19 protein-coding genes and 1 pseudogene are annotated in these 22,440 nt (G+C 63.3%); 5 read left to right on the top strand and 15 right to left on the bottom strand.

Annotated elements, in window-relative coordinates; translation table 11 throughout:
* Positions 1-11 precede the first annotated feature (11 nt).
* The 3 genes from dusB (at position 12) to purH (ending at position 2,942) form a co-directional block, all read left to right on the top strand.
* Positions 12-1,040 (top strand): tRNA dihydrouridine synthase DusB, encoded by a 1,029-nt coding sequence (gene dusB, locus ACIQWO_RS22425; protein WP_402829018.1) that lies wholly within the window; start codon positions 12-14, stop codon positions 1,038-1,040.
* Positions 1,037-1,270, top strand: coding sequence for a Fis family transcriptional regulator (locus ACIQWO_RS22430; RefSeq protein WP_039393174.1), 234 nt, complete (start codon positions 1,037-1,039; stop codon positions 1,268-1,270). The genes dusB and ACIQWO_RS22430 overlap by 4 nt, the downstream gene beginning before the upstream one ends.
* 106 nt (positions 1,271-1,376) lie before the next feature.
* Positions 1,377-2,942, top strand: coding sequence for a bifunctional phosphoribosylaminoimidazolecarboxamide formyltransferase/IMP cyclohydrolase (gene purH / locus ACIQWO_RS22435; protein WP_402829021.1), 1,566 nt, complete (start codon positions 1,377-1,379; stop codon positions 2,940-2,942).
* Between the two features lie 90 nt (positions 2,943-3,032).
* Here purH and ACIQWO_RS22440 read toward each other — a convergent pair whose 3' ends face one another.
* The 13 genes and pseudogenes from ACIQWO_RS22440 to ACIQWO_RS22500 form a co-directional block, all read right to left on the bottom strand.
* Positions 3,033-4,088 carry a porin gene (locus ACIQWO_RS22440; RefSeq protein ID WP_402829023.1) on the bottom strand — a complete coding sequence of 352 codons (1,056 nt, stop codon included), beginning with the start codon at positions 4,086-4,088 and terminating at the stop codon, positions 3,033-3,035.
* 67 nt (positions 4,089-4,155) lie between these two features.
* On the bottom strand, positions 4,156-4,803 hold the full coding sequence (locus tag ACIQWO_RS22445; protein ID WP_402829210.1) for an XdhC family protein: 648 nt from the start codon (positions 4,801-4,803) through the stop codon (positions 4,156-4,158).
* Positions 4,804-4,962: 159 nt separating this feature from the next.
* A pseudogene (locus ACIQWO_RS22450) lies at positions 4,963-5,088 on the bottom strand (XdhC family protein); the annotation flags it as partial.
* A gap of 59 nt (positions 5,089-5,147) precedes the next feature.
* A complete protein-coding gene (locus ACIQWO_RS22455) occupies positions 5,148-7,358 on the bottom strand; it encodes a molybdopterin cofactor-binding domain-containing protein (protein ID WP_402829212.1) in 2,211 nt (736 codons plus the stop codon).
* 76 nt (positions 7,359-7,434) lie between these two features.
* Entirely contained in the window at positions 7,435-7,878 is a 444-nt protein-coding gene (locus ACIQWO_RS22460) for a (2Fe-2S)-binding protein (RefSeq protein WP_402829025.1), read from the bottom strand.
* A 274-nt stretch (positions 7,879-8,152) separates the two neighbouring features.
* Complete coding sequence (locus tag ACIQWO_RS22465; protein ID WP_402829027.1) at positions 8,153-9,094, bottom strand: AraC family transcriptional regulator; 942 nt, start codon at positions 9,092-9,094, stop codon at positions 8,153-8,155.
* A gap of 206 nt (positions 9,095-9,300) precedes the next feature.
* A complete protein-coding gene (locus ACIQWO_RS22470) occupies positions 9,301-9,921 on the bottom strand; it encodes a HutD family protein (protein ID WP_402829029.1) in 621 nt (206 codons plus the stop codon).
* A gap of 22 nt (positions 9,922-9,943) precedes the next feature.
* Entirely contained in the window at positions 9,944-11,212 is a 1,269-nt protein-coding gene (locus ACIQWO_RS22475; RefSeq protein WP_402829031.1) for a glutamate-5-semialdehyde dehydrogenase, read from the bottom strand.
* A gap of 91 nt (positions 11,213-11,303) precedes the next feature.
* The gene (holA, locus tag ACIQWO_RS22480; RefSeq protein WP_402829033.1) at positions 11,304-12,383 is read right to left on the bottom strand and encodes a DNA polymerase III subunit delta; all 1,080 of its coding nucleotides are present in this window, start codon (positions 12,381-12,383) and stop codon (positions 11,304-11,306) included.
* Between the two features lie 52 nt (positions 12,384-12,435).
* Positions 12,436-12,951 (bottom strand): LPS assembly lipoprotein LptE, encoded by a 516-nt coding sequence (lptE, locus tag ACIQWO_RS22485; protein ID WP_402829035.1) that lies wholly within the window; start codon positions 12,949-12,951, stop codon positions 12,436-12,438.
* Positions 12,952-13,062: 111 nt separating this feature from the next.
* Positions 13,063-15,654 carry a leucine--tRNA ligase gene (gene leuS / locus ACIQWO_RS22490; protein ID WP_402829037.1) on the bottom strand — a complete coding sequence of 864 codons (2,592 nt, stop codon included), beginning with the start codon at positions 15,652-15,654 and terminating at the stop codon, positions 13,063-13,065.
* Positions 15,655-15,979: 325 nt separating this feature from the next.
* Complete coding sequence (gene dapB / locus ACIQWO_RS22495) at positions 15,980-16,777, bottom strand: 4-hydroxy-tetrahydrodipicolinate reductase (RefSeq protein WP_039401415.1); 798 nt, start codon at positions 16,775-16,777, stop codon at positions 15,980-15,982.
* A 42-nt stretch (positions 16,778-16,819) separates the two neighbouring features.
* On the bottom strand, positions 16,820-17,443 hold the full coding sequence (locus tag ACIQWO_RS22500) for an outer membrane protein assembly factor BamE (protein WP_402829039.1): 624 nt from the start codon (positions 17,441-17,443) through the stop codon (positions 16,820-16,822).
* Positions 17,444-17,692: 249 nt separating this feature from the next.
* Between ACIQWO_RS22500 and fur the strand changes: the two genes are divergently transcribed.
* Together fur and ACIQWO_RS22510 are read left to right on the top strand one after the other, a co-directional pair.
* Complete coding sequence (gene fur / locus ACIQWO_RS22505) at positions 17,693-18,124, top strand: ferric iron uptake transcriptional regulator (RefSeq protein ID WP_039393197.1); 432 nt, start codon at positions 17,693-17,695, stop codon at positions 18,122-18,124.
* 170 nt (positions 18,125-18,294) lie between these two features.
* On the top strand, positions 18,295-19,158 hold the full coding sequence (locus tag ACIQWO_RS22510; protein WP_402829042.1) for a hypothetical protein: 864 nt from the start codon (positions 18,295-18,297) through the stop codon (positions 19,156-19,158).
* 104 nt (positions 19,159-19,262) lie between these two features.
* On the opposite strand, the gene gap is transcribed toward ACIQWO_RS22510, so the two are convergent.
* Positions 19,263-20,273 (bottom strand): type I glyceraldehyde-3-phosphate dehydrogenase, encoded by a 1,011-nt coding sequence (gene gap / locus ACIQWO_RS22515; protein ID WP_150666548.1) that lies wholly within the window; start codon positions 20,271-20,273, stop codon positions 19,263-19,265.
* A gap of 28 nt (positions 20,274-20,301) precedes the next feature.
* On the bottom strand, positions 20,302-22,314 hold the full coding sequence (tkt, locus tag ACIQWO_RS22520) for a transketolase (protein ID WP_402829045.1): 2,013 nt from the start codon (positions 22,312-22,314) through the stop codon (positions 20,302-20,304).
* Positions 22,315-22,440: the final 126 nt, after the last annotated feature.

Raw genomic sequence — 22,440 nt, forward strand, 5'->3', positions numbered from 1 at the left:
TCCCCTTCATCGTGCGTATCGGTCCCCACGAACTCCGCAATAACCTGTTCGTCGCCCCCATGGCGGGTGTGACGGATCGGCCGTTCCGCCAGTTGTGCAAACGACTGGGGGCGGGCTATGCCGTGTCGGAAATGGTGGCGTCCAACGCTCAGCTGTGGAACAGCGAGAAGACGATGCGTCGCGCGAATCACGCGGGCGAAGTCGCCCCGATTTCGGTGCAGATCGCCGGGGCGGACCCCGCGATGATGGCCGAAGCCGCACGCTACAACGTCGAGCGCGGTGCGCAGATCATCGACATCAACATGGGCTGCCCGGCCAAAAAGGTCTGTAACGTTGCTGCCGGATCGGCGCTGTTGCAGAACGAGCCGCTGGTCGCCCGTATCGTGTCCGCGGTCGTGGGTGCCGTGGGCGACGTCGTGCCTGTCACGCTGAAAATTCGCACGGGCTGGGACCGCGAACACAAGAACGCACTCACGGTGGCGCGCATCGCCGAAGAGTGCGGCATCAGCATGCTGACCGTGCACGGCCGTACGCGCGCCGACCTGTACCACGGCGACGCCGAGTACGAAACCATCGCCGCCGTGAAGGCCGCTGCCCGCATCCCGGTGGTGGCCAACGGCGACATCGCGTCGGCACAGAAGGCGAAGCACGTGCTCGAAGTCACGGGCGCAGACGCCATCATGATCGGCCGCGCGGCGCAGGGGCGTCCGTGGCTCTTCCGCGACATCGAACTCTTTCTCACGACGGGCGAGATCGCCTTGCCGCCGCGCGTCGACGAGATCCAGCAGATCATGAACGAACACCTCGTGGACCATTACGAGTTCTACGGGGAGTACACCGGTGTACGGACCGCGCGGAAGCACATCGCGTGGTATTCGCGTGGCCTGCCGGGGGCAGCCACGTTCCGCCAGCGTATGAATACGCTCGACACCACGCGGGAACAGTTGGCTGCGGTCAACGCGTTTTTCGAAGAGCAGAAGGTGCACTCGGACCGCCTCTGCTATGAACAAGAATCTCCGAGGGAGCTATTAGCCGCATGAGCAAAGCAAACATAGAACAATCTGTGCGCGACAGTCTGGATATGTATTTCCGGGATCTGGACGGCGCACGGCCGCATGATGTCTACGATATGGTCGTTTCCGTCGTCGAAAAACCCCTGCTCGAGTTCGTGCTCGGCAAGGCCGACGGCAACCAGTCGCTCGCCGCGGAATATCTGGGAATCAACCGCAACACGCTGCGCAAGAAGTTGCAGCAGCACGGTCTGCTGTAAGGGCTGCGAGCGCAACATCCGCTGCCCCGGCCGACCCGGCCCATCTGCGCTACCCGTGCTAATCCGTGATTAACCGCCCGTTTTTGCCGCTTCACTACCGTCCGTCATGATCAAGCAAGCTCTCATTTCCGTCTCCGACAAGACCGGCATCGTCGACTTCGCCAAGTCGCTCGCGGCCCAAGGCGTGTCGATTCTCTCCACCGGCGGCACCGCCAAATTGCTGGCTGACGCCGGTCTGAAAGTGACCGAAGTGGCCGACTACACCGGCTTCCCGGAAATGCTCGACGGGCGCGTGAAGACGCTGCATCCGAAGGTTCACGGCGGCATTCTGGCGCGTCGCGATCTGCCCGAGCACATGGCGGCCCTCGACACGCACGGCATTCCGACGATCGACCTGCTCGTCGTGAACCTGTACCCGTTCGTTCAGACCGTTGCCAAAGACGACTGCTCGCTCGAAGACGCCATCGAGAACATCGACATCGGCGGCCCGACCATGCTGCGCTCGGCCGCGAAGAACCATCGCGACGTCACCGTCATCGTCGACCCGGCCGACTACGCCGTGGTGCTCGACGAAATGAAGGCGAACAACAACACCGTCAGTTACACCACGAACTTCCGTCTGGCGACCAAGGTGTTCGCTCACACCGCCCAGTACGACGGCGCGATTACGAACTATCTGACGAGCCTCGGCGAGTCGCTGCGTCACGACGAGCGCTCGGCCTACCCGGCAACGCTGAACCTGGCGTACACCAAAGTTCAGGACATGCGCTACGGCGAGAACCCGCACCAGAGCGCCGCGTTCTACCGTGACATCATCACGCCGGAAGGCGCGCTGGCGAACTACCGTCAGTTGCAGGGCAAGGAACTGTCGTACAACAACATCGCCGACGCCGACGCTGCGTGGGAATGCGTGAAGACGTTCGAAGCTCCGGCTTGCGTCATCATCAAGCACGCGAACCCGTGCGGTGTGGCCGTGGCCGCGTCGCCCGCCGAAGCGTATGCCAAGGCTTTCCAGACGGATCCGACGTCTGCCTTCGGCGGCATCATCGCTTTCAACCGCGAAGTCGACGAAGTGGCTGCGCAAGCCGTCGCCAAGCAATTCGTGGAAGTGCTGCTCGCCCCGTCGTTCACCGACGCCGCCAAGCAAGTGTTCGCCGCCAAGCAGAACGTGCGTCTGCTGGAAGTGCCGATGGGCGCTGGTGTGAACCAATACGACTTCAAGCGTGTGGGCGGTGGCCTGCTCGTCCAGTCGACCGATTCGAAGAACGTGGCACCGCATGAACTGCGCGTGGTCACGAAGCGTCACCCGACGCCAAAGGAAATGGAAGACCTGCTGTTCGCATGGCGCGTGGCGAAGTACGTCAAGTCGAACGCCATCGTGTTCTGCGCGGGTGGCATGACGCTGGGCGTGGGTGCCGGTCAGATGAGCCGTGTGGACTCGGCTCGTATCGCCAGCATCAAGGCACAAAACGCCGGTCTGTCGCTGAACGGTTCGGCCGTGGCGTCGGACGCCTTCTTCCCGTTCCGTGACGGCCTGGATGTGGTGGTCGATGCAGGCGCGACCTGCGTGATCCACCCTGGCGGCTCGATGCGTGACGACGAAGTCATCGCCGCAGCCGACGAGCGCAACGTCGCCATGCTGATGACGGGCACGCGCCACTTCCGTCACTAAGCACGAATCGCGATGCCCTCACCGGGCATTCGTCGATGCGAAAAAGGACACCCTCGGGTGTCCTTTTTTCTTTGCACCGCGGGCGTCGGATCAGAAGTAATGCGACAGCCCCACCGCCACGCCGAGCTGGTTGCTGCCCGGCACAATGCTCATGCCGTAACCGGTCACGCCCAGATTCGAGCCGTTCTGGTTACGCGAGAATCCCACTTCGGCAAACAGCTGCGTACGCTTGGACAGCAGATAGGCCGCGTTCGCCGCCAGCAGATACGGATGTTGATTCGTCGACGTGATGTTGTTGTAGAAAATCGCGCCCGAGAGAATCACTTCCGTCACCGGACGATACTGCAACCCCGCGAAGTACAACTCGTTGCGCGCAGTCACCCCCGGTACATTGCTCAGATACCACTGATAACCAACGTAGGGTTTGAAGTTGCCGATCGCGTAACTCGCACCGGCGGCCACGCGCTGTGTCGTATTGCCCTGCGTCGCGATGGCCGTGCCTTGCTGCTGGTCGTACACGAGCGAGACATTCAGCGGCCCGTTGGCGTAACCCATCGACACGCTGTATTCCTTACCCACGCGCCACTCGCCCGGCACCTGTCCGCCGTTGGCGATGGTGGCGTCGTAGCCTGTCGAGAACAACCCCGCGACCTTGAAGCCATTGAAGTTGCCTGCGTACTTGATCGAGTTGTCCGCCTTGCCCGCGAACTGCGCGTCGAGTGCGGGTAACGCATAGCTGTAGTAACCGAGCGGGTCGAGTTCGAGGAACGCGTCGTAAATCAGATTCTTCTGACGGCCAACGGTCAGCGCGCCCCAATCGTTCTGCAACCCCACGTAGGCCTGGCGGCCGAACATCCGCCCGCCCTGCTGCAACACGCCATTGTTGAGGTTGAAGCCGGACTCGAGTTGCATGATGGCCTTGAGGCCGCCGCCGAGATCTTCCGATCCCTTGAAGCCGAAGCGGTTCTGCACCTGCGATCCGTTGCTCGCGCGCACGACCGACTGCTTGCTGCCGTTCGCGCCGACCCCGGCGTTGCTGAGATATTCGACGCTGTTGTCGAGAATCCCGTAAATCTGCAACCCGTCCGCCTTGACACCGCCCGCCGCGAGCGTCAGTGCCATTGCCATCCAAACCTTGCGTTTCATGACATTCCCTTTTTTATATTGGACTACTAATTACACTTAAAACATCGACTGCAAGTACGGCACACCCTCACGCCGCCCTGTCACGCGAGCACACCTCGGTTTCATGCCTGACACCATTACGCAATGCCGTCATCTGCGCCAGAATCGCCAGCGCAATCTCGGGCGGCGTGCGCGAGCCGAGCGGCAAACCGACAGGCCCGTACAATCGTTCGATCTGCGTGGTGGTCAGATCGAACATCGCCAGCCGCTCGCGCCGCGACGCCTGATTGCGATGCGAGCCGATCGCACCGACATAGAACGCCTCGGACTTCAGCGCTTCGAGCAGCGCCATATCGTCGAGCTTGGGATCGTGCGTGAGTGCCACGATGGCCGTATTGCCGTCGGGACGCAGGCGCACGATGAGATCGTCCGGCATCTCCTTCGTGTGCGTGACATGAGGATGCGTCTCGTGTGCGCAGTCGTGATCATCGTGAATGTCGCGCGGGTCGCAGATCACGATCTGGTAGCCGAGCGGCAACGCCATGTGCACCAGATGTTGCGTCAGTTGTCCATCGCCGATCACGATGATTCGCCAGCGCGGCCCAAATGGAACGGACAGCCGCGTTGACGTATAGGCGAACGCCGCCGGTTGACCGACGCCGCGCACGCGTGCCTGCCCGGTGCGCAGATCCAGTTCGCGAACCCCGAGACGTCCGGCCGCGATGGTGGAGCGCATGGCGTCGAGTTCACTGCGCGGCGTGACACATTCGATGACGAGTTCCAGCGTGCCGCCGCACGGCAGACCGAACCGGTGCGCTTCATCGGCACTCAGGCCGTACGTCTGCACATGCGGACGCAATCCCGGGCGAAAGCCGCCCGCGTCCTTCGCGAGCAGATCGTCCTCGATGCAGCCGCCCGAGACCGATCCGGCGACGCGTCCGCGCGGGGTGAGCGCCATCATCGCGCCGACCGGTCGCGGTGCCGAGCCCCACGTGCGGGCGACGGTCGCGAGCAACACGTCGTCGCCCTGCGACTGCTAGCGTGCGATGGTGTCCAGCACCTCGGCATCGACGCCGTCCATTACCCCTGCCCCCCTCGCCCGCTGCCGATATCGTCACCCGCGGCCACCTGACGCAGCGCGCGCGCTTCGGTCACCGTTTGCGGCAGTGGCATCGAGCGCGGTCGCACGCCCGTCGCGCGACGAATCGCCTGCGCGACCGCCGGTGCCATCGGCGGCAGCGACACTTCGCCACAGCCCTGCGGCGGACGATCACTTGGCAGAATCACTGTCTCGACTTTCGGCATCTCCACGAGATACAGCAGCGGGTAGTCGCCGAAGTTGCTCTGTTCGACGCCACCGTTCGCGAACGTGATCTGACTCTTGAACGTGTTCGTCAACGCGAAGCCGATGCCGCCTTCGATGTTCGCGCGAATGAGGTTCGGATTGATCGCGCGACCGCAATCGACGCCGCACACCACGCGTTCGACCTTGAAGCGATCGCCCACGACACGCAGCTCTACCGCGACGGCGACATAGGTGGAGAACGCTGCGCCGCGTCCCGTGTACGTGCAGTAGCCGAAGCCACGATGCACGCCCGCTTTCGCCTTCGTCCGCCATCCGGCCGCCTTCTCCGTCTCTTCGACGACACGTGTGGCGAGCGGATCGTGCTTCAGCAAACGCTTGCGGTACTCAATCGACTCGATGCCCGCCGCGTCCGCCATCTCGTCGATGAAGCTCTCGAGAAAGAACACGCTCGACGTCGAGCCGACCGAGCGCATGAAGCTCACGGGAATGTTCGGTTGCGGCACGTCGATGCCTTCGACGCGCAGATTCGGCACGGCGTAGACCAGGTCGTAGAGTCCGTCGAGCATGGTCTCGTCGTAACCCGCCTTCTCGTAGTGATCCTTCTTGATGACGTTGTACATCGACTGCCCCGCCACGCGCAGGTGCATGGCTTTGGGCAGACCGTCATCGCCGAGCACGGCCTGAAAGCGTCCCGATGCGCAGGGCCGGTAGAAGCCGTGACGGATATCGTCCTCGCGCGAGCGGATCACCTTGACGGGACGCCCCACCGCCGCCGACGCGACGGCCGCATGAATCACGAAGTCGGGCACGTACTTGCGTCCGAAGCTACCGCCGAGGAACGTCGTATGGACCGTGACCTTTTCCGGCGGCAGCTTGAAGATGCCGCCCAACGCCCAGCGCACTTTGTCCTGTCCCTGAATCGGGCCCCACACTTCGATCTCGCCTTTGTCGCGACGCACGTGCACGGTGGCGTTCACCGGCTCCATCGTCGCGTGGACGATGTAAGGCGTGTGATATTCGCCCGTCACCACTTTGCCGCCTGCGGCGATCAGTGCGGGTGCGTCCCCGATGTTCGTGGCGACACCGCCCTTCGCTTTGACCAGTGCCTCACGACGCTGCGCCATGATCGTCGTGCTGTCGGCGGCGGGACCGGCTTTCCATTCGACGTCGAGTGCGTCGCAGGCTTTCTTCGCGCGCCAGTAATCGTCAGCCACGACGATGACGGCGTCCTTCGCCAGCACCACATCGTGCACGCCTTTGCGCGCCTTGATCTCGTCGCGATTGCGCACGGACAGCGGCGTGCCGCCCGAGGTCGGGGCCATGAGAACGGCGCCGACGAGCATGTCCGGCACCTTCACGTCGATGCCGAAGACGGCCGAGCCGTCGACCTTCGACGGCGTATCGAGACGAGCGACCGCGCGACCGATCAGCGAATGCGCGGCCTCGTTCTTCAGACGCGGATGCGGATTGAGAGGCTGCTTTGCCGCCGCTGCCACCAGTTCGCCATAGCCGAGCGAGCGGCCCGACTGCGGATGCATCACGCGACCGTCGCGCGTGACGCAGTTGGTCGTGCGAACGCCGAATCGGCGCGCTGCAACCTCGACAAGCGCCTCGCGCGCTTGCGCCCCGGCGATCCGCAGGCGTTCGTAGAACAGCGTCGCCGACATCGATGCGCCCACGAACTGCTGCAACGCTTCGTTCGCGGCGGCCGTGCGGTAGGCGTCGCGCGCGGTCACGAACTCGACACGCACGCGTCGCCAGTCTGCGTCCAGTTCGTCCGCCAGCACTTGCGGCAAGCCCGTGTACACGCCCTGCCCGACTTCGCACTGCGAGAGTCCGAGCACGGTCGTGCCGTCGGCGTCGATGCGAATCCAGTCGTTGATCTCGACGAGATGGCCGTCTGCCGCATCGGCAGCGCGGGCCTCGGGGCTTGTCAGCCATGACGCGGAAATCGGAATCAGCAGACTGCCCGCGGCGAGCGACATGCCCTTGAGCCACTGACGGCGCGACGACGAAGCAGGCGCCGTGACGGAGGTGTCGTTCACGGGGGATGCCGTGCGCTCAGCGTTTTGCTGCGTCATGAATCGCCTCCCGGATACGGTGATAGGTCGCGCAACGGCAGAGGTTGGTCATCGCCTCGTCGATCTGCGCGTCGGTGGGATGCGGATGCTTGTCGAGCAGTGCGGCGGCCGCCATCACCATGCCGGACTGGCAATAGCCACACTGCGGCACGTCTTTGGCGATCCACGCCTGCTGGATCGGATGCGAGCGCGCGGGCGACAACGCTTCGATGGTCGTGATGCGCTTACCTGCAACGGCCGAGATCGGCAGCACGCACGTGCGCGTGGCCACGCCTTCAAGGTGCACCGTGCACGCGCCGCACGCCCCGATGCCGCATCCGTACTTCGTTCCGGTCAGCCCCGCTGCATCGCGGATGACCCACAGCAAAGGCGTGTCGTCCTCGCCGTCGAAGACGAAAGGCCGCCCGTTGAGTTGGAATTCCATTGACTCTCCCGTTGTGACTGCCGCGTGCGGCGGTCAATTGCGCAGCACCGGCAGATGGCGAATGAATTCTCACAACGAGGAAATTGCCGGACAACGGCCGCCCGGCCCGAAAAGGATGCCGTTCGTCCAGAGACGGGAAAACCCTTGGGCTGCCGTCGAACTAAGGCTGTCGTCGAACTAAGGCTGCCGTCAGCCGCATTCAGACGTCACGCATCCCGCACGCAGACGGCGCGCGCGACGGGGCGCATCAAAGGGAGGAAGGGACTACTGTGGCTTAGTGACCCAGCTCGCAGCTGCGAAGGTACTCGCGCGGCGGCAGGCCGTAGCAGCGGCGAAAGGCGCGTGTGAACGCCTTCTCCGAGGCGTAGCCGACGGCCTCCGCGACATCGGAGATCCGCGCGCTGGCGCCCGATAGGCGCTCCGCCGCCAGGTACATGCGATGGGTCGTGAGGTAGGTCATCGGCGATTCGCCGACGAGATCGCGAAAGCGCAGACAGAACTTCGAGCGCGACATACCCGCGATGGCGGCAAGTTGCTCGACCGTCCACGGGCGCTGCGGTGCTTCGTGCATGGACGCGATGGCGCGTCCCAGTTGCGGATCGGTCATGCCGCGCAGCCAGTGGGTGCTGGCACTGCCGCAGGCTTCGAGATACGCCCGCAGGATTTGCACGAACAAGACGTCGGCCAGGCGCGCGACGACCACGCGCCATCCCGCGCCGCGCTGCATCGACGCTTCGATAAATCCGGCAATGGTGTTCGTGAGCAACGCGGGCACGGCCGGGTCGCCTGCGCGAATATGGATCAGGGGCGGCAGCGACGCCAGCAGCGGATTGCGCACCCGGTCGCGGAACATCACCACGCCGGTGTAGAGATCGCTGACAAGGCCGTCGCCGCCCGCACGGAACGCCAACGGCGTGTCCAGACGCGGCTCGATACCCTGCGCCGACATCATCTCCTCGAAGACCACCGGCGGTTCATCCAGCGACGAACACATCACATGCTCATGCCCGTGCGGCAGCAGCACACAGTCACCCGGCTCGACACGCACCGGTGTCATGCCCGCCACGATCAGATAAAACGGCTCCCCCATCGCCATGCGAAACGGTGCGCCGTCGAGCGCCGGTTTGCGCAGCGACCACGGCGCACCGAACGTGAAGCGGCCGGTGACGACCGCGTCCGCGCGCAAATCGCTCAGTACGTCGCTTAGCGGATCCATCGCGCCCCGCCTCGCGCAGGATGATCGTTTCGTCGTTTCATGGGTGGAACTTCGATTTATATGTGAATTACGTCGAAGTATGCCGTTTTACTGCGCGGAAAAAAATCGGGTTTGACCTGAGGCCGGTCGAGATGGGGATGGCGGAGGGAGACGCCAGCGTATAGGCCTGTGGGTCGACACCTCGACGCACAGGCCGCTGACGAGGATTAGCGACGGGCGAGGGTTGTCAGGAAGACATCCGCCGAGGTGGCGTCCGCGACCAGTTCGCAAACGTTGGCACCCGCGTCTACATCGTCGATGCGCAGCGCATTGCCCGCACCGACGGTCAACGTCTGGCCGTCGTGGAATGTCACACGCACCTGTCCGTGCGCGCAGTAGAGGAACGCGAGCGCGTCAGTCGTTGCGGGCAGCGTCCACGTCAGCGCACCGCCTTCGAGACGATGTTGCGTCAGCGCGTGCTGCCAGCCGTCGCGTCGCGTCATGACGTTGAAGTCGTCGATGGGCACGCCGTCCGCCTCAAGCGCGGGCGTACTGCTCACCGCGAGTTCTCCGCCGAAAGCGTACGGTGCAGTGCGCGTCGTCAGTGTGACGTCCGGAAGTCCTTCAACGTTGAGCGTGAGCGTGCCGCCGCGAACAATCGCGAGCGACCGGTCGATGCCAGCGAACACCGAGAACGGTCCTGGCACGGCGACCGTGGCGGTGCTGATACGCCAGTCGAAGCCGTCTTCGCCGGGGCGACGCGCCACCGCCAGTTCCGTCGTCACGCCCTGACCATTCTTCCAAGGCATCTTCAGAAAATCGGCCGGGCCGAGTGCTTGCAGTTTCATGCGTCTACGCCTTCGTTCACGATCATTGACGCACTTCGCCGTGTCCGAACACGACGTACTTCAGACTCGTCAGTCCTTCGAGACCGACCGGGCCGCGTGCGTGCAGCTTGTCGTTCGAGATGCCGATCTCCGCCCCCAGACCGAACTCGAAACCGTCGGCAAAACGCGTGCTGGCGTTGATCATCACGCTCGCCGAATCGACCTCGCGCAGGAACTGCATGGCGTCGGTGTAGTTCTCCGTCACGATGGCGTCGGTGTGGTGCGAGCCGTAACGGTTGATGTGGGCGATGGCGGGTGCCATGCCGTCGACGATCTTGATCGCGAGCACGGGTGCGAGATATTCCGTCGACCAGTCTTCCTCGGTCGCAGCGATCGCACCGCTTACACCGGCTGCGGTCAGTGCGGCGAGCGTACGTTCGCAACCGCGCAGCTCGACCTGCTTGCTCTGGAACATGCGGGCGATGGCAGGCAGTTGATCGATGGCCTGCTGATCGACGAGCAACGTCTCCATCGTGTTGCACGTGCCGTAGCGATGCGTCTTGGCGTTCTCGCAGATCGCCAGTGCTTTGACCGGATCGGCGCGGCCGTCGACATAGACGTGGCAGATGCCGTCGAGGTGCTTGATCATCGGCACGCGCGCGTCCTGCATCAGGCGCGCGATCAGGCTCTTGCCACCGCGCGGCACGATCACGTCGACATACTCGGTCATGGTGATGAGCTCACCCACGGCAGCGCGGTCCGGCGTGCTCACGACTTGCACGGCGTCGCCGGGCAGGCCCGTGGAAGCGAGCGCTTCTGCGATAAGCGCCGCCAGCGCCGTGTTGCTTTCAATCGCTTCCGAGCCGCCGCGCAGAATGGTGGCGTTGCCCGACTTGAGGCACAGCGCCGCAGCGTCGATGGTGACGTTTGGACGCGACTCGTAAATGATGCCGATCACGCCCAGCGGCACGCGCATCTGACCGACCTGAATACCGCTCGGTTGCACGCGCACGTTGCTGATCTCGCCGATGGGATCGGACAGTCCGGCAATCTGGCGCAGGCCTTCGATCATCGTGCGAAGCGCCTTGTCCGACAGCGTGAGACGGTCGATGAAGGCAGCGTCCTGGCCATTGGCACGCGCGCGTTCGAGGTCGCGACGGTTCACGTCCTGCAATTTCGCCCTGTCGCGTTCGATGGCGTCGGCAATGGCGAGCAAGGCGCGGTTCTTAGCGGCAGTGTCGGCACGCGCCATGGCGCGCGATGCTTCGCGGGCGCGCTGGCCCAACGATTGCATGTAGGCTTTGATGTCCATATCGTGGTTCTGAGAATTCGGGATATCGTGATGTCGGGATGCCGGGCGCGGTGAGCGGCATTGCCGCCGTGACCGGACGCGTTGAGCGATGTTAGGCGTGTGCTGGGCGCGCGGCGCGAGTGGCGCGCGCCACCGGCGGTCGCTCACCAGCGAGCAGCAGGCCGAGTTGCAGCATGCCGTCCCACGGATCGCTCGGCAGACCTTCAGCGCGCAGGCCTTTGACCTGACGATCCAGACGCGCCGCGAGTTGCAGGGCTTGTGCGAGCATCGGTGCGGTGACGCGACCCACGGCCTGCTCCATCAACCGCTCGCGCGGGCCCCAGACACGGTATTCGCGCAGCAGCATGGCAAGCGGTTTGCCCGTCGCCATGCCACGTGTGATCTTGGCGAGCGTGCGCACCTCTTCGGTGAGCGCCCACAGCACGAGCGGCGCGGCCTCGCCTTCTCCGCGCAGCCCGTCGAGCATGCGCACCAGCCGCGCAACATCGCCCGAGAGCACCGCTTCACTGAGCTTGAAGACGTCGTAGCGCGCCACATTGAGCACGGCATCCTGCACCTGTTCGAACGCGAGCGCGCCCGCCGGGTACAGCAAGCCGAGCTTCTGAATTTCTTGATGCGCCGCGAGCAGATTACCTTCGACGCGGTCGGCGATGAATTGCAGGACGCGTCGTCCCGGCTCACCGGCTTCGACCCGTTGGCCCTGTGCGGAAAGTCGCTGTGCAATCCAGTCCGGTAAACGTGCACGATCGACCGGATCGATCTTGACCGTCACACCGGCCCGGTCGAGAGACGTGAACCAATCGGATTTGCTTGCCGTGGCGTCGAGCCGGGGCAGTGTAATGATGGTCAGCACATCGCCGTTGGCCGCGTCGGCGTGCGCCTTGAGCGCCGCCCCCCCGTCCTTGCCCGGCTTGCCGCCGGGGATGCGCAATTCGATGAGCTTTTTGTCGCCGAACAGCGACATCGACTGTCCCGCGTTGGCGAGTGCGCCCCAATCGAAGCTGCGCTCGACGCTGAGTACGTCGCGCTCGGTATAGCCCCCAGCACGCGCCGCCGCACGCACGCGGTCCACCGCCTCCTGCACGAGCAGGCTCTCATCGCCGTAGATCGTGTAGATCGGCGAGAGCGTCTTGGCGAGGTGCGCGTCGAGCGCGTCGGGGCGCAATTGCATGGCGGCGGTGTGGCTTTCCTGAATGTGCCTGATCGATCAGGCGGCCCGGGATTTACTCTTCCGGCTTCACGTCCGGCATGGACGTCACAGCTTCCATGCGACGGATGATCTGATCGACGGCGTCCTTTTGCATGTCACGATTGAGCAGCGCTGCCTCGGTGTCGCGTGCGGTCGTTTCGTTGTCGCTGTATGGCAGATTGCGCACCAGGCGAATCGTGTTGAGCGGAATGATCGGTCGGCCATCAGGCGTCACCAGTTGGAAGGTGTAGGCACTGCGCATTTCGTACTCACGCGCCTGACCGTTCGCATCCAGACTGACCGCCGTACGCGAGTTCGTGACGTTCACGATTTCCAGACGGGCATCCGCATCCGCAGGATTGGTCACAACGACCGTGCCCTTGCTGCCATAACGGATGTAGCGCGAGATATCGATGGCCATCATGCCGCCGCCCGAAATGTACAGGCGATGGAATGCGTACTCGCTCGCGCCGCGCAGCTGGAAGCCACACGCCGACAACGTCAGTGCGCAACCCAGCAGCGCGATCCAACCGAAAATCCTGCGCGTCATACCGACGCCTCGTTGCCCGGATGTCATTTGCACGTGATGTGCCCTCTTCTCACCAAACGTCATCAACCGACTGGAGGCGGCAACCGCCGCCCCCGCACTCTCTGATCGCGCTCAGACCACCACGTTCACCAGACGGCCCGGCACGACGATGACCTTCTTCACCGGCTTGCCTTCGCCGAACTTAGCGGTCATTTCGTGTGCGAGCGCGGCCAGTTCGATGGCTTCGCGCGAAGCATCCTTCGCCACGCGCACCGCGCCGCGCACCTTGCCCGCTACTTGCAGCACGAGTTCGATTTCGTCCTGCACCAGGGCGGCCTCGTCGACTTCCGGCCACGACGTGTCGAGCAGGTCGCCGGACTGTGCGGCGTAGCCCAGTTCGACCCACAGACCGTGCGTAACGTGCGGCACCACCGGGTACAGCACGCGCAGCAGAATGCCGTAGCACTCGCGCACCGCACCGGCACCCGCTGCGCCCTTGTCGCTCTCAATCGCGTTAAGCATCTTCATGGCTGCCGACACCACGGTGTTGTACTGCACGCGCTGGTAGTCGTAGTTGGCCTGCTTGAGCACGCTGTGAATCTCGAGACGCAGCGCCTGAGCAGCCGGGTTGGCCGTATCGATGGCAGCATCCGTCTGACGCAGCAACGCCGCTTGCGACTGACCGAAGCCCCACAGACGACGCAGGAAGCGGCTCGCGCCTTCCACACCCGCACCCGACCATTCGAGTTGCTGCTCCGGCGGGGCCGCGAACATCACGAACAGACGCGCCGTATCGGCACCGTACTGATCGATGAGCGACTGCGGATCCACACCGTTGTTCTTCGACTTCGACATCTTCTCGATGCCGCCGAGCGTCACGTCTGCGCCATCGGCCTTCGACGTAGCACCCGCCGGGCGCCCCTTGTCGTCGAACTGCACCTGAACGTCGAGCGGGTTGAACCACGTCTTCTTGCCCGACGTGTCTTCACGGTAGAACGTTTCGTTGAGCACCATGCCCTGCGTAAGCAGGTTCTGCGCCGGTTCCTTGAAGCTCACGAGGCCCAGATCGCGCATGACCTTGGTCCAGAAGCGCGAGTAGAGCAAGTGCAGAATCGCGTGCTCGATACCGCCGATGTACTGATCCATCGGCATCCAGTAGTTGGTGCGCTCGTCGACCATGGTCTCTGCGTCCGGGCAGGCGTAGCGCGAGAAGTACCACGACGAATCCACGAACGTGTCCATCGTGTCCGTCTCACGACGCGCAGGCTTGCCACACTTCGGGCAATCGCACTTGAGGAACGCTTCGGACTTGGCGAGCGGGTTGCCGGTGCCGTCCGGCACGAGGTCTTCCGGCAGCACGACCGGCAGGTCTTTTTCCGGGACCGGCACAGCGCCGCAGGTGTCGCAGTGGATGATCGGGATCGGCGTGCCCCAGTAGCGCTGACGCGAGATGCCCCAGTCGCGCAGGCGGAACGTCACTTGCTTGTCGCCAGCGTCCTTCGCCTTGAGGTCGGCAGCGATGGCGTCGATGGCGGCCGCAAAGGCCAGACCGTCGTACTTGCCGCTGTTGATCAGCGTGCCTTCTTTCTCGCCGTACCAGGCTTGCCAGGCGTCGGTCGAATACGTCTCGCCGTCCACGGCGACGACCTGTTTGATCGGCAGGTTGTACTTGCGGGCGAACGCGAAGTCGCGCTCGTCATGCGCCGGCACGCCCATCACAGCGCCTTCGCCGTAGCCCATCAGCACGTAGTTGCCGATCCAGACCTCGACCTTGTCGCCGGTGAGCGGGTGCGTGACGAAGAAGCCCGTCGGCATGCCTTTCTTTTCCATCGTGGCGATGTCGGCCTCGGCCACGCCCCCCTGCTTGCACTCGGCGATGAATGCCTGCAAGTCGGGGCGATCTGCCGCCAGACGGGTCGCCAGCGGGTGCTCGGCCGCGATTGCGGCGAAGGTCACGCCCATGATCGTATCGGCACGCGTGGTGAACACGCGCAGCAGCTTTTGCTCGCCGTCGAGTTCGTACGGGAAGCCGAAGTTCACGCCGAAGCTCTTGCCGATCCAGTTCTGTTGCATCACCTTTACGCGCTCGGGCCAGCCGAGGTCGTCCAGGTCGCCGAGCAGTTCGTCGGCGTACTCGGTGATGCGCATGTAATACATCGGGATTTCGCGCTTCTCGACGAGCGCGCCCGAACGCCAGCCTCGGCCGTCGATCACCTGCTCGTTGGCGAGCACCGTCTGATCGATCGGATCCCAGTTCACGGTGCCCGTCTTCAGATAGACGACGCCCTTCTCCAGCATCTTGAGGAACAGCCACTGGTTCCAGCGGTAATACTCAGGCTTGCAGGTGGCGACTTCGCGCGACCAGTCGATCGCGAGACCCATCGCCTGCATCTGCTTCTTCATGTAGTCGATGTTGTCGTACGTCCACTTAGCCGGCGGCACGCCGTTGGCCATGGCCGCGTTTTCCGCCGGCATGCCGAACGCATCCCAACCCATCGGCATCAGCACGTTATAGCCGCGCATGCGCATCTGACGGTACATCACGTCGTTGATGGTGTAGTTGCGCACGTGACCCATATGCAGCTTGCCCGACGGATACGGCAGCATCGAGACGCAATAGAATTTCTGTTTGTCCGCGCGCTCGGTGGTCTTGTAGGCATCGATCGCCTGCCAGTGTGACTGGGCGGAGGCTTCGACGTCGGCGGGAACGTATTTTTCTTGCATGATGGGTCGGCGGATAGGATTCGGCTCGGTGTCGGCCCGGCTGGCACGCGTCATCGGGATGCGCGGTACGCAGGAAATATGGGGCAGATCCGGGGAAAACGATGATTATAACGCCGCCGGAAGTGGATTCGGCGTGACGTTGGCGAGGGGATGTGACCTTTGCGTCACTTTCGCTTCCGATCCGGCGGGTCTGTCGTACGACCGCCGGTGGAGCGCGCCGCGATGGCGGCATCCGGGACCGGCCTTCGGTGCCTGAGCTGTACAACCTGACGCCCTTTGCGCGCTCAGGCCAGCACCGCTGGCCGCCCCGTGGAACCTATGCCGATCAGCGTAGGCCCAGCACGTCCTGCATGTCGAACAGGCCGGTCTTGTGCTGTGCGAGGAAACGCGCCGCACGCAGCGAACCTTGCGCATACGACAGGCGGCTCGACGACTTGTGCGTGATTTCGATACGCTCGCCGATCCCGGCGAACAGCACCGTATGATCGCCGACGATATCGCCGCCGCGCACCGTTGCGAAACCGATCGTCGAAGGATCGCGTTCGCCGGTCACGCCTTCACGGCCGTAAATCGCACATTCCTTCAGATCGCGGCCCAGCGCTTCAGCCACCACTTCGCCCATGCGCAGCGCCGTACCCGACGGGGCATCGACCTTGTGACGGTGATGGGCTTCGATGATCTCGATGTCGTAGCCCGTATTCAGGATCTTCGCGGCGATTTCGAGCAGCTTGAACGTGGCATTCACGCCCACGCTCATGTTCGGCGCGAACACGACGGCGACCTGTTCTGCACCCTTAGCCAGAAGTGCCTTGTCTTCTTCCGAGAAACCGGTCGTGCCGACGATCATCTTCACGCCGTGCTTTTGCGCGGCCGCCAGGTGCATCAGCGTGCCTTCAGGGCGCGTAAAGTCGATCAGGTATTCGGCATTGGCCAGAGCGGCGTCGAGATCGGCAGTGATCTTCACGCCGGTGTCGCGGCCGAGGAACGCGCCAGCGTCGATACCGAGCGCCGGACTGCCTTCACGGTCGAGTGCGCCGACCAGCTCGGCGTCGTCTGCCGCGAGCACGGTTTCGATCAGCATCCGGCCCATACGGCCGGAGGCCCCTGCAATCGCAATCTTCATCATGGTGAGTCTTTCGTCGTCTTTCTACCGGCTTTCAGCCGCTTACTGGGGCGTCGAGAACAGACCGCCACCGGAGGTCACGCGAGGCGACGGAACCAGTCCCGTGCCGGCCGAGCTCGACGTACTGGCGCGCGGCGCCGGGGCGCTCGGTTGCGCCGTCGGTGCAGGCTTGGCTGCGGCCGCGACGTTGGCAGCAGCGTCCGTCGAAACGGTCGCCACATCGGTCGGTGCAGGGGCTGCGGTCGGTGCCGCTGCTGCTGCGTCCGGCGACGGTGCGGCGGCTTCGGCAGCCGCGGCGCTCGCCGTCGACGGTGCAGGCGCTTCCGTCTTCACGGCCTTGCCCTTCTGTCCATCGATTTCCTGCACCAGTTGGTACTCGGTCGGCAGATTTTCGCCGCCTTCCCAACGGGCCAGCGTGTCGCCTTCGAAGTACACCTTCAGGTGACGTTCCTGAACGACCGACGCGTTGCCGCGTTTGAAGTAGAAGACGTAATCCCAGCGATTCGCATGGAAGATGTCGGCGAGCAGCGGCGTGCCGAGCAGTTGGCGCACTTGATCGCGCGTCATACCGGCCTTGAGCTGCTCATAGGCTTCCTTCGAGACGAAGTTGCCTTGAACGATGTTGATTCGATACGGCGTGACCACGCCGATAACTTTATCGGTCATGCTGTCATACGTCGAGCAGCCAGCCAGAGCAAGGAATGCCGCGGCTGCGCAGACGGACAACGGAAGGGAGAGATAACGACGCAAATCTGACTCGCTTTCAAAAAGATCGAACTTGAATCCGGCACGCCGGGCGCGCCGCCACATCGCCCCCGTTGACGGCACAACCGTCCCGTTTGCCACGGTTTGCGCCCGGGCAAGGCAAAAAGGCATTATTATTGGGGCTGTATTGTACTCTAGGGACGTAGAGCGATGCCGAATCCCGCCGATTTGAAAAATATCGGACTGAAAGCCACGCTTCCGCGCCTCAAGATTCTGGAGATCTTCCAGAACAGTGAGGTGCGCCACTTGACCGCTGAAGACGTATATCGTCATCTGCTCGGCGAAAATCTCGATATCGGCCTGGCCACGGTTTACCGTGTCCTGACCCAGTTCGAGCAAGCCGGGCTATTGTCGCGCAGCAACTTTGAATCCGGCAAGGCCGTTTTTGAACTCAACGAAGGCCATCACCACGATCACCTCGTGTGCATGGACTGCGGACGCGTCGAGGAATTCTTCGATGCCGAGATCGAACGCCGTCAGAAGTTGATCGCGAAGGAGCGCGGTTTCGCACTCCAGGAGCACTCACTCGCAATGTACGGCAGTTGCACGAAGGACCCGTGCCCCCACCGTCAAAAAAATTAAAAATATAGCTGTCAGAATGCCTTCGCACGAAGGCATTCAGGGATTTCCCACATCTTCGGCCGCCGGGTTGATTCCTGCGTCGGCGAGCATCGTCTACAATAACCATCCCCCGTAAGATACGTTGAGGCGCAGATAGCGTCTTCGCGGGACCGCACTTAAGCCTGGCCCCTATGACTAACGAAGAAATCCCCAACGACATGGCACAGAACGACGTAGACGAGATTACGTTCGCAGATGTTCTCGGCTTCATTCGCCACAATCTAGCAGTCATTGTTGGCGTTGCCGTGGTCGGCGCTGCAATCGGCATCGGCAGTACCTTTGCCTTTCACAAGCAATGGGAAGGCAAGGTCACGCTGCAAATCGGTCGCGCCGCCGGCTCGCCGGTCGCGGGTCCGGATGGTCCCCTTATCGAGTCGATTCAGCAAACCGTGGGGCGGGTGCAATTGAGCACGTTCCGCGACAAGGTGACGTCCGAGGTCATGCCGCAACTGCAGGGCAATGTCGAAGAACTGCGTAAGACGGTGGCATGGAACGCCTTGAAAGCGCGCCCGATTCAGGGCACCGCGTATATGGAAATCTCAGCGCGCGGGACTTCACCTGAGCAGGCAGAGCAGGTTCTCACGGCCGCGACGCACCGCATCGAAACGGAACACGCTGCGATCCTGGAGCGCGCCCGCGCCCTGCCGAAGCAGCAGTTGAGTGTCATCGATGCCGCCATCGAGTCAAACACCAAGGCCCAGGAACAACTGAGCGCTGCGCTGGCACGCTCGAAGAATACCGATTCGGTGATGGCACTGGGCGCCTTGCAGAACAGCCGAACGGAGCGCGCCACACTGAACGAAAGCCGCTACCGTGTCTCGCAATTGCTCGCACCGGATCAGTCGTACAACACGCGTGTCGTAAGCGAGGTGCAGATCGGGCAGAACGCCGCATTCCCGCGCAAGCTGTATTTCGGTGGTGCCGGCCTCGTGTTCGGCGCACTCGTCGGCGTGATTATCGGACTGACCCGCAAGTCGCGCGCACGCAGCGCCTGACAGGCGAGATACGATCGCGCAGTTCCGATTCATCCGCTCACAATAAAAAAGCCGCTGTCTCTCGACAGCGGCTTTTTTGACTTCTGAGACAGCTTTCGCGGCGATTACTTCGCAGCCATCAGCGCGACGGTCGTGTCGAGCATGCGGTTCGAGAAGCCCCACTCGTTGTCGTACCACGAACTGACCTTCACCAGGCGACCCGATACCTTCGTCAGCGTGCCGTCGAAGTTCGACGACGCCGGGTTGTGGTTGAAGTCGACCGACACCAGCGGTGCCGTGTTGTACGTAGCGATGGCCTTCAGCGGGCCTTCGGCGGCTTCCTTCAGGATCGCGTTGACTTCGTCGACCGTCGTGTCGCGCTTGGCGATGAACGACAGGTCAACGATCGACACGTTGATCGTCGGGACGCGAATGGCGTAGCCGTCGAGCTTGCCGTTCAGTTCCGGCAGCACCAGGCCGACGGCGGAAGCTGCACCCGTCTTCGTCGGGATCATGCTCATCGTGGCCGAACGGGCGCGACGCAGGTCTTCGTGATAGACGTCCGTCAGCACCTGGTCGTTCGTGTAAGCGTGAACGGTCGTCATCAGGCCCGTTTCCAGACCGATCTTGTCGTGCAGCGGCTTGACCAGCGGTGCCAGGCAGTTCGTGGTGCACGAAGCGTTCGAGATGACCGTGTCGGTCGACTTGAGCACGCCTTCGTTCACGCCGAACACGACCGTTGCGTCCACATCCTTGCCACCCGGGGCCGAGATGATGACCTTCTTCGCGCCGCCCTTCAGGTGAGCGCTGGCCTTTTCCTTCGTGGTGAAGAAACCGGTGCACTCGAGCACGACGTCGACGTTCAGCTCGCCCCACGGCAGTTCGGCCGGGTTGCGGTTGGCCAGCACGCGGATCTTGTCGCCGTTGACGATCATGAAGTCGCCATCGACCGACACCGTGCCCGGGAACTTACCGTGCGCCGTGTCGTATTGCGTGAGGTGGGCGTTCGTCTGTGCATTGCCGAGATCGTTGATGGCAACGATTTCGATGTCGTGCTTCTTGCCACCTTCGTAGTGGGCACGCAGTACGTTGCGGCCGATACGGCCGTAGCCGTTAATAGCGACGCGAATGGTCATGGGGGTATCTCCGTAAGGTCTAACGAAATCAGCCAAGCACGGACTTTGCCGTCGCGACCACATGGTCGACGGTGAAGCCGAAGTGTTTGAACAGCACGCCGGCCGGAGCCGACTCGCCAAAGGTATCGATGCCGACCACGCCGCCTTCCAGGCCGACGTACTTATGCCAGAACGCCGTCACACCGGCTTCCACGGCCACACGCGGCACGCCGCGCAGCAGCACGCTCTCGCGGTAGGCCTTGTCCTGACGATCGAACACATTGGTCGACGGCATGGACACGACACGTGCGGCAATCCCTTCGGCTGCCAATGCTTCCGCGCCCTTGAGCGCCAGATCCATTTCCGAGCCTGTCGCGATCAGAATGATCTGCGGATTGGCCACGTCGCGCAGCACGTAGCCGCCACGACGGATATCGGCGATCTGCGCATCGCTGCGCGAGACGAACGGCAAGTTCTGACGGCTCAGCACCAGGCTCGACGGACCGTCGTGACGCTCCACCGCCGCCACCCAAGCCGCCGCCGTTTCCGTCGTATCGCACGGACGCCACAGATCCATTTGCGGAATCAGGCGCAGGCTCGAAACATGCTCGATCGACTGGTGCGTCGGGCCGTCTTCGCCCAGACCGATCGAATCGTGCGTGAACACGAAGATCGAACGCAGCTTCATGAGCGCCGCCATACGCAGCGCATTGCGGCTGTAGTCGGAGAACGTCAGGAACGTGCCGCCGAACGGGATGTAACCGCCGTGCAGCGCAATGCCGTTCATGATGGCGCTCATACCGAACTCGCGCACACCGTAGTTGATGTGATTGCCGAACTGCACGCCGTCCGCATTGGCGCGCACCGCCTTGCTGGCCTTCCAGTTCGTGAGGTTCGAGCCGGTCAGGTCGGCCGAGCCGCCCAGGAATTCCGGCAGCACCGCGGCGAGCCCTTCGATGGCGAGTTGCGACGCCTTACGCGTTGCCACCGTCTCGGCCTTTTCGTTGGTCTTGGCGATGAGGGCGGTAGCGGCCGCCTTGAAGTCACCGGGCAGTTCGCCCTTCATGCGGCGCTCGAACTCGGCAGCTTCCGCCGGGAACTCGCTACGATAAGCGGCGAAACGCTCGTTCCACGCGGCTTCGGCCTGCTGACCGGCCGCCTTGGCGTCCCATGCGGCATAGACGTCGGCCGGCACTTCGAACGGCGGCAGATTCCAGCCGAGCGCTGCGCGCGTCGCGGCGATTTCGTCGGCACCCAGCGGCGCGCCGTGCACGTCGTGACCGCCTTCCTTGTTCGGTGCGCCCTTGCCGATCAGCGTCTTGCAGCAGATCAGCGTCGGACGGTCGGACTTCTTGGCCTGCGCGATGGCCGCGTCGACCGCATCGGCGTTATGACCGTCGATACCGCGAATCACGTTCCAGCCATAGGCTTCGAAACGCTTCGGCGTATCGTCGGCAAACCAGTATTCGACGTCGCCATCGATCGAGATGCCGTTGTCGTCGTACAGTGCGATGAGCTTGTTCAGACGCAGCGTACCCGCGAGCGAGCAGGCTTCGTGCGAAATGCCTTCCATCAGGCAACCGTCGCCGAGGAACGCGTACGTATAGTGATCGACGATGTCGTTGCCCGGACGGTTGAATTCCTTGGCGAGCAGCGCTTCGGCGAGTGCGAAACCGACAGCATTCGTGATGCCCTGACCCAGCGGCCCCGTGGTCGTCTCTACGCCCGGCGTGATGCCCACTTCCGGGTGCCCCGGCGTCTTGCTGTGCAGTTGGCGGAAGTGCTTGAGCTCTTCGATCGGCAGATCGTAACCCGTCAGATGCAACAACGAGTAGATCAGCATCGAGCCGTGACCGTTCGACAGCACGAAGCGATCGCGGTCGGCCCAATGCGGATTGGTAGGGTTGTGCTTGAGATGGCGGCCCCACAGAGCGACCGCGATATCGGCCATGCCCATGGGCGCGCCAGGGTGACCGGAGTTGGCCTGTTGGACCGCATCCATGGAAAGGACGCGAATAGCAGAGGCCATCAGCGCAGCCGTATCAGGAGAGGAGTTCGTCATGGTGACCAGCCGGAAGAGCGGGCGTGCCCCGTTGCCGCGAGCTGCCGCGCGAAATTCAAATGCAGGAAAAGACCAAGATTTTACCAGAATCGCCCCCTTCCCGGGTCGTTCACGGCGAACTTCCTC

This window comes from Pandoraea sp. NPDC090278, from assembly GCF_044772185.1.
GTDB lineage: Bacteria > Pseudomonadota > Gammaproteobacteria > Burkholderiales > Burkholderiaceae > Pandoraea.

Excerpts from the sequence above, each read along its gene's own strand:
- ACIQWO_RS22430 (WP_039393174.1), top strand. The coding sequence starts at position 1,037 with ATGAGCAAAGCAAACATAGAACAATCTGTGCGCGACAGTCTGGATATG.
- purH (WP_402829021.1), top strand. The coding sequence starts at position 1,377 with ATGATCAAGCAAGCTCTCATTTCCGTCTCCGACAAGACCGGCATCGTC.
- holA (WP_402829033.1), bottom strand. The coding sequence starts at position 12,383 with ATGCAATTGCGCCCCGACGCGCTCGACGCGCACCTCGCCAAGACGCTC.
- ACIQWO_RS22475 (WP_402829031.1), bottom strand. The coding sequence starts at position 11,212 with ATGGACATCAAAGCCTACATGCAATCGTTGGGCCAGCGCGCCCGCGAA.
- ACIQWO_RS22465 (WP_402829027.1), bottom strand. The coding sequence starts at position 9,094 with ATGGATCCGCTAAGCGACGTACTGAGCGATTTGCGCGCGGACGCGGTC.
- ACIQWO_RS22445 (WP_402829210.1), bottom strand. The coding sequence starts at position 4,803 with ATGCGCTCCACCATCGCGGCCGGACGTCTCGGGGTTCGCGAACTGGAT.
- ACIQWO_RS22455 (WP_402829212.1), bottom strand. The coding sequence starts at position 7,358 with ATGTCGCTCGCCGCGGGCAGTCTGCTGATTCCGATTTCCGCGTCATGG.
- leuS (WP_402829037.1), bottom strand. The coding sequence starts at position 15,654 with ATGCAAGAAAAATACGTTCCCGCCGACGTCGAAGCCTCCGCCCAGTCA.
- gap (WP_150666548.1), bottom strand. The coding sequence starts at position 20,273 with ATGACCATTCGCGTCGCTATTAACGGCTACGGCCGTATCGGCCGCAAC.
- ACIQWO_RS22460 (WP_402829025.1), bottom strand. The coding sequence starts at position 7,878 with ATGGAATTCCAACTCAACGGGCGGCCTTTCGTCTTCGACGGCGAGGAC.
- fur (WP_039393197.1), top strand. The coding sequence starts at position 17,693 with ATGCCGAATCCCGCCGATTTGAAAAATATCGGACTGAAAGCCACGCTT.
- ACIQWO_RS22440 (WP_402829023.1), bottom strand. The coding sequence starts at position 4,088 with ATGAAACGCAAGGTTTGGATGGCAATGGCACTGACGCTCGCGGCGGGC.
- ACIQWO_RS22500 (WP_402829039.1), bottom strand. The coding sequence starts at position 17,443 with ATGACCGATAAAGTTATCGGCGTGGTCACGCCGTATCGAATCAACATC.
- ACIQWO_RS22510 (WP_402829042.1), top strand. The coding sequence starts at position 18,295 with ATGACTAACGAAGAAATCCCCAACGACATGGCACAGAACGACGTAGAC.
- dapB (WP_039401415.1), bottom strand. The coding sequence starts at position 16,777 with ATGAAGATTGCGATTGCAGGGGCCTCCGGCCGTATGGGCCGGATGCTG.
- ACIQWO_RS22470 (WP_402829029.1), bottom strand. The coding sequence starts at position 9,921 with ATGAAACTGCAAGCACTCGGCCCGGCCGATTTTCTGAAGATGCCTTGG.
- tkt (WP_402829045.1), bottom strand. The coding sequence starts at position 22,314 with ATGACGAACTCCTCTCCTGATACGGCTGCGCTGATGGCCTCTGCTATT.
- lptE (WP_402829035.1), bottom strand. The coding sequence starts at position 12,951 with ATGACGCGCAGGATTTTCGGTTGGATCGCGCTGCTGGGTTGCGCACTG.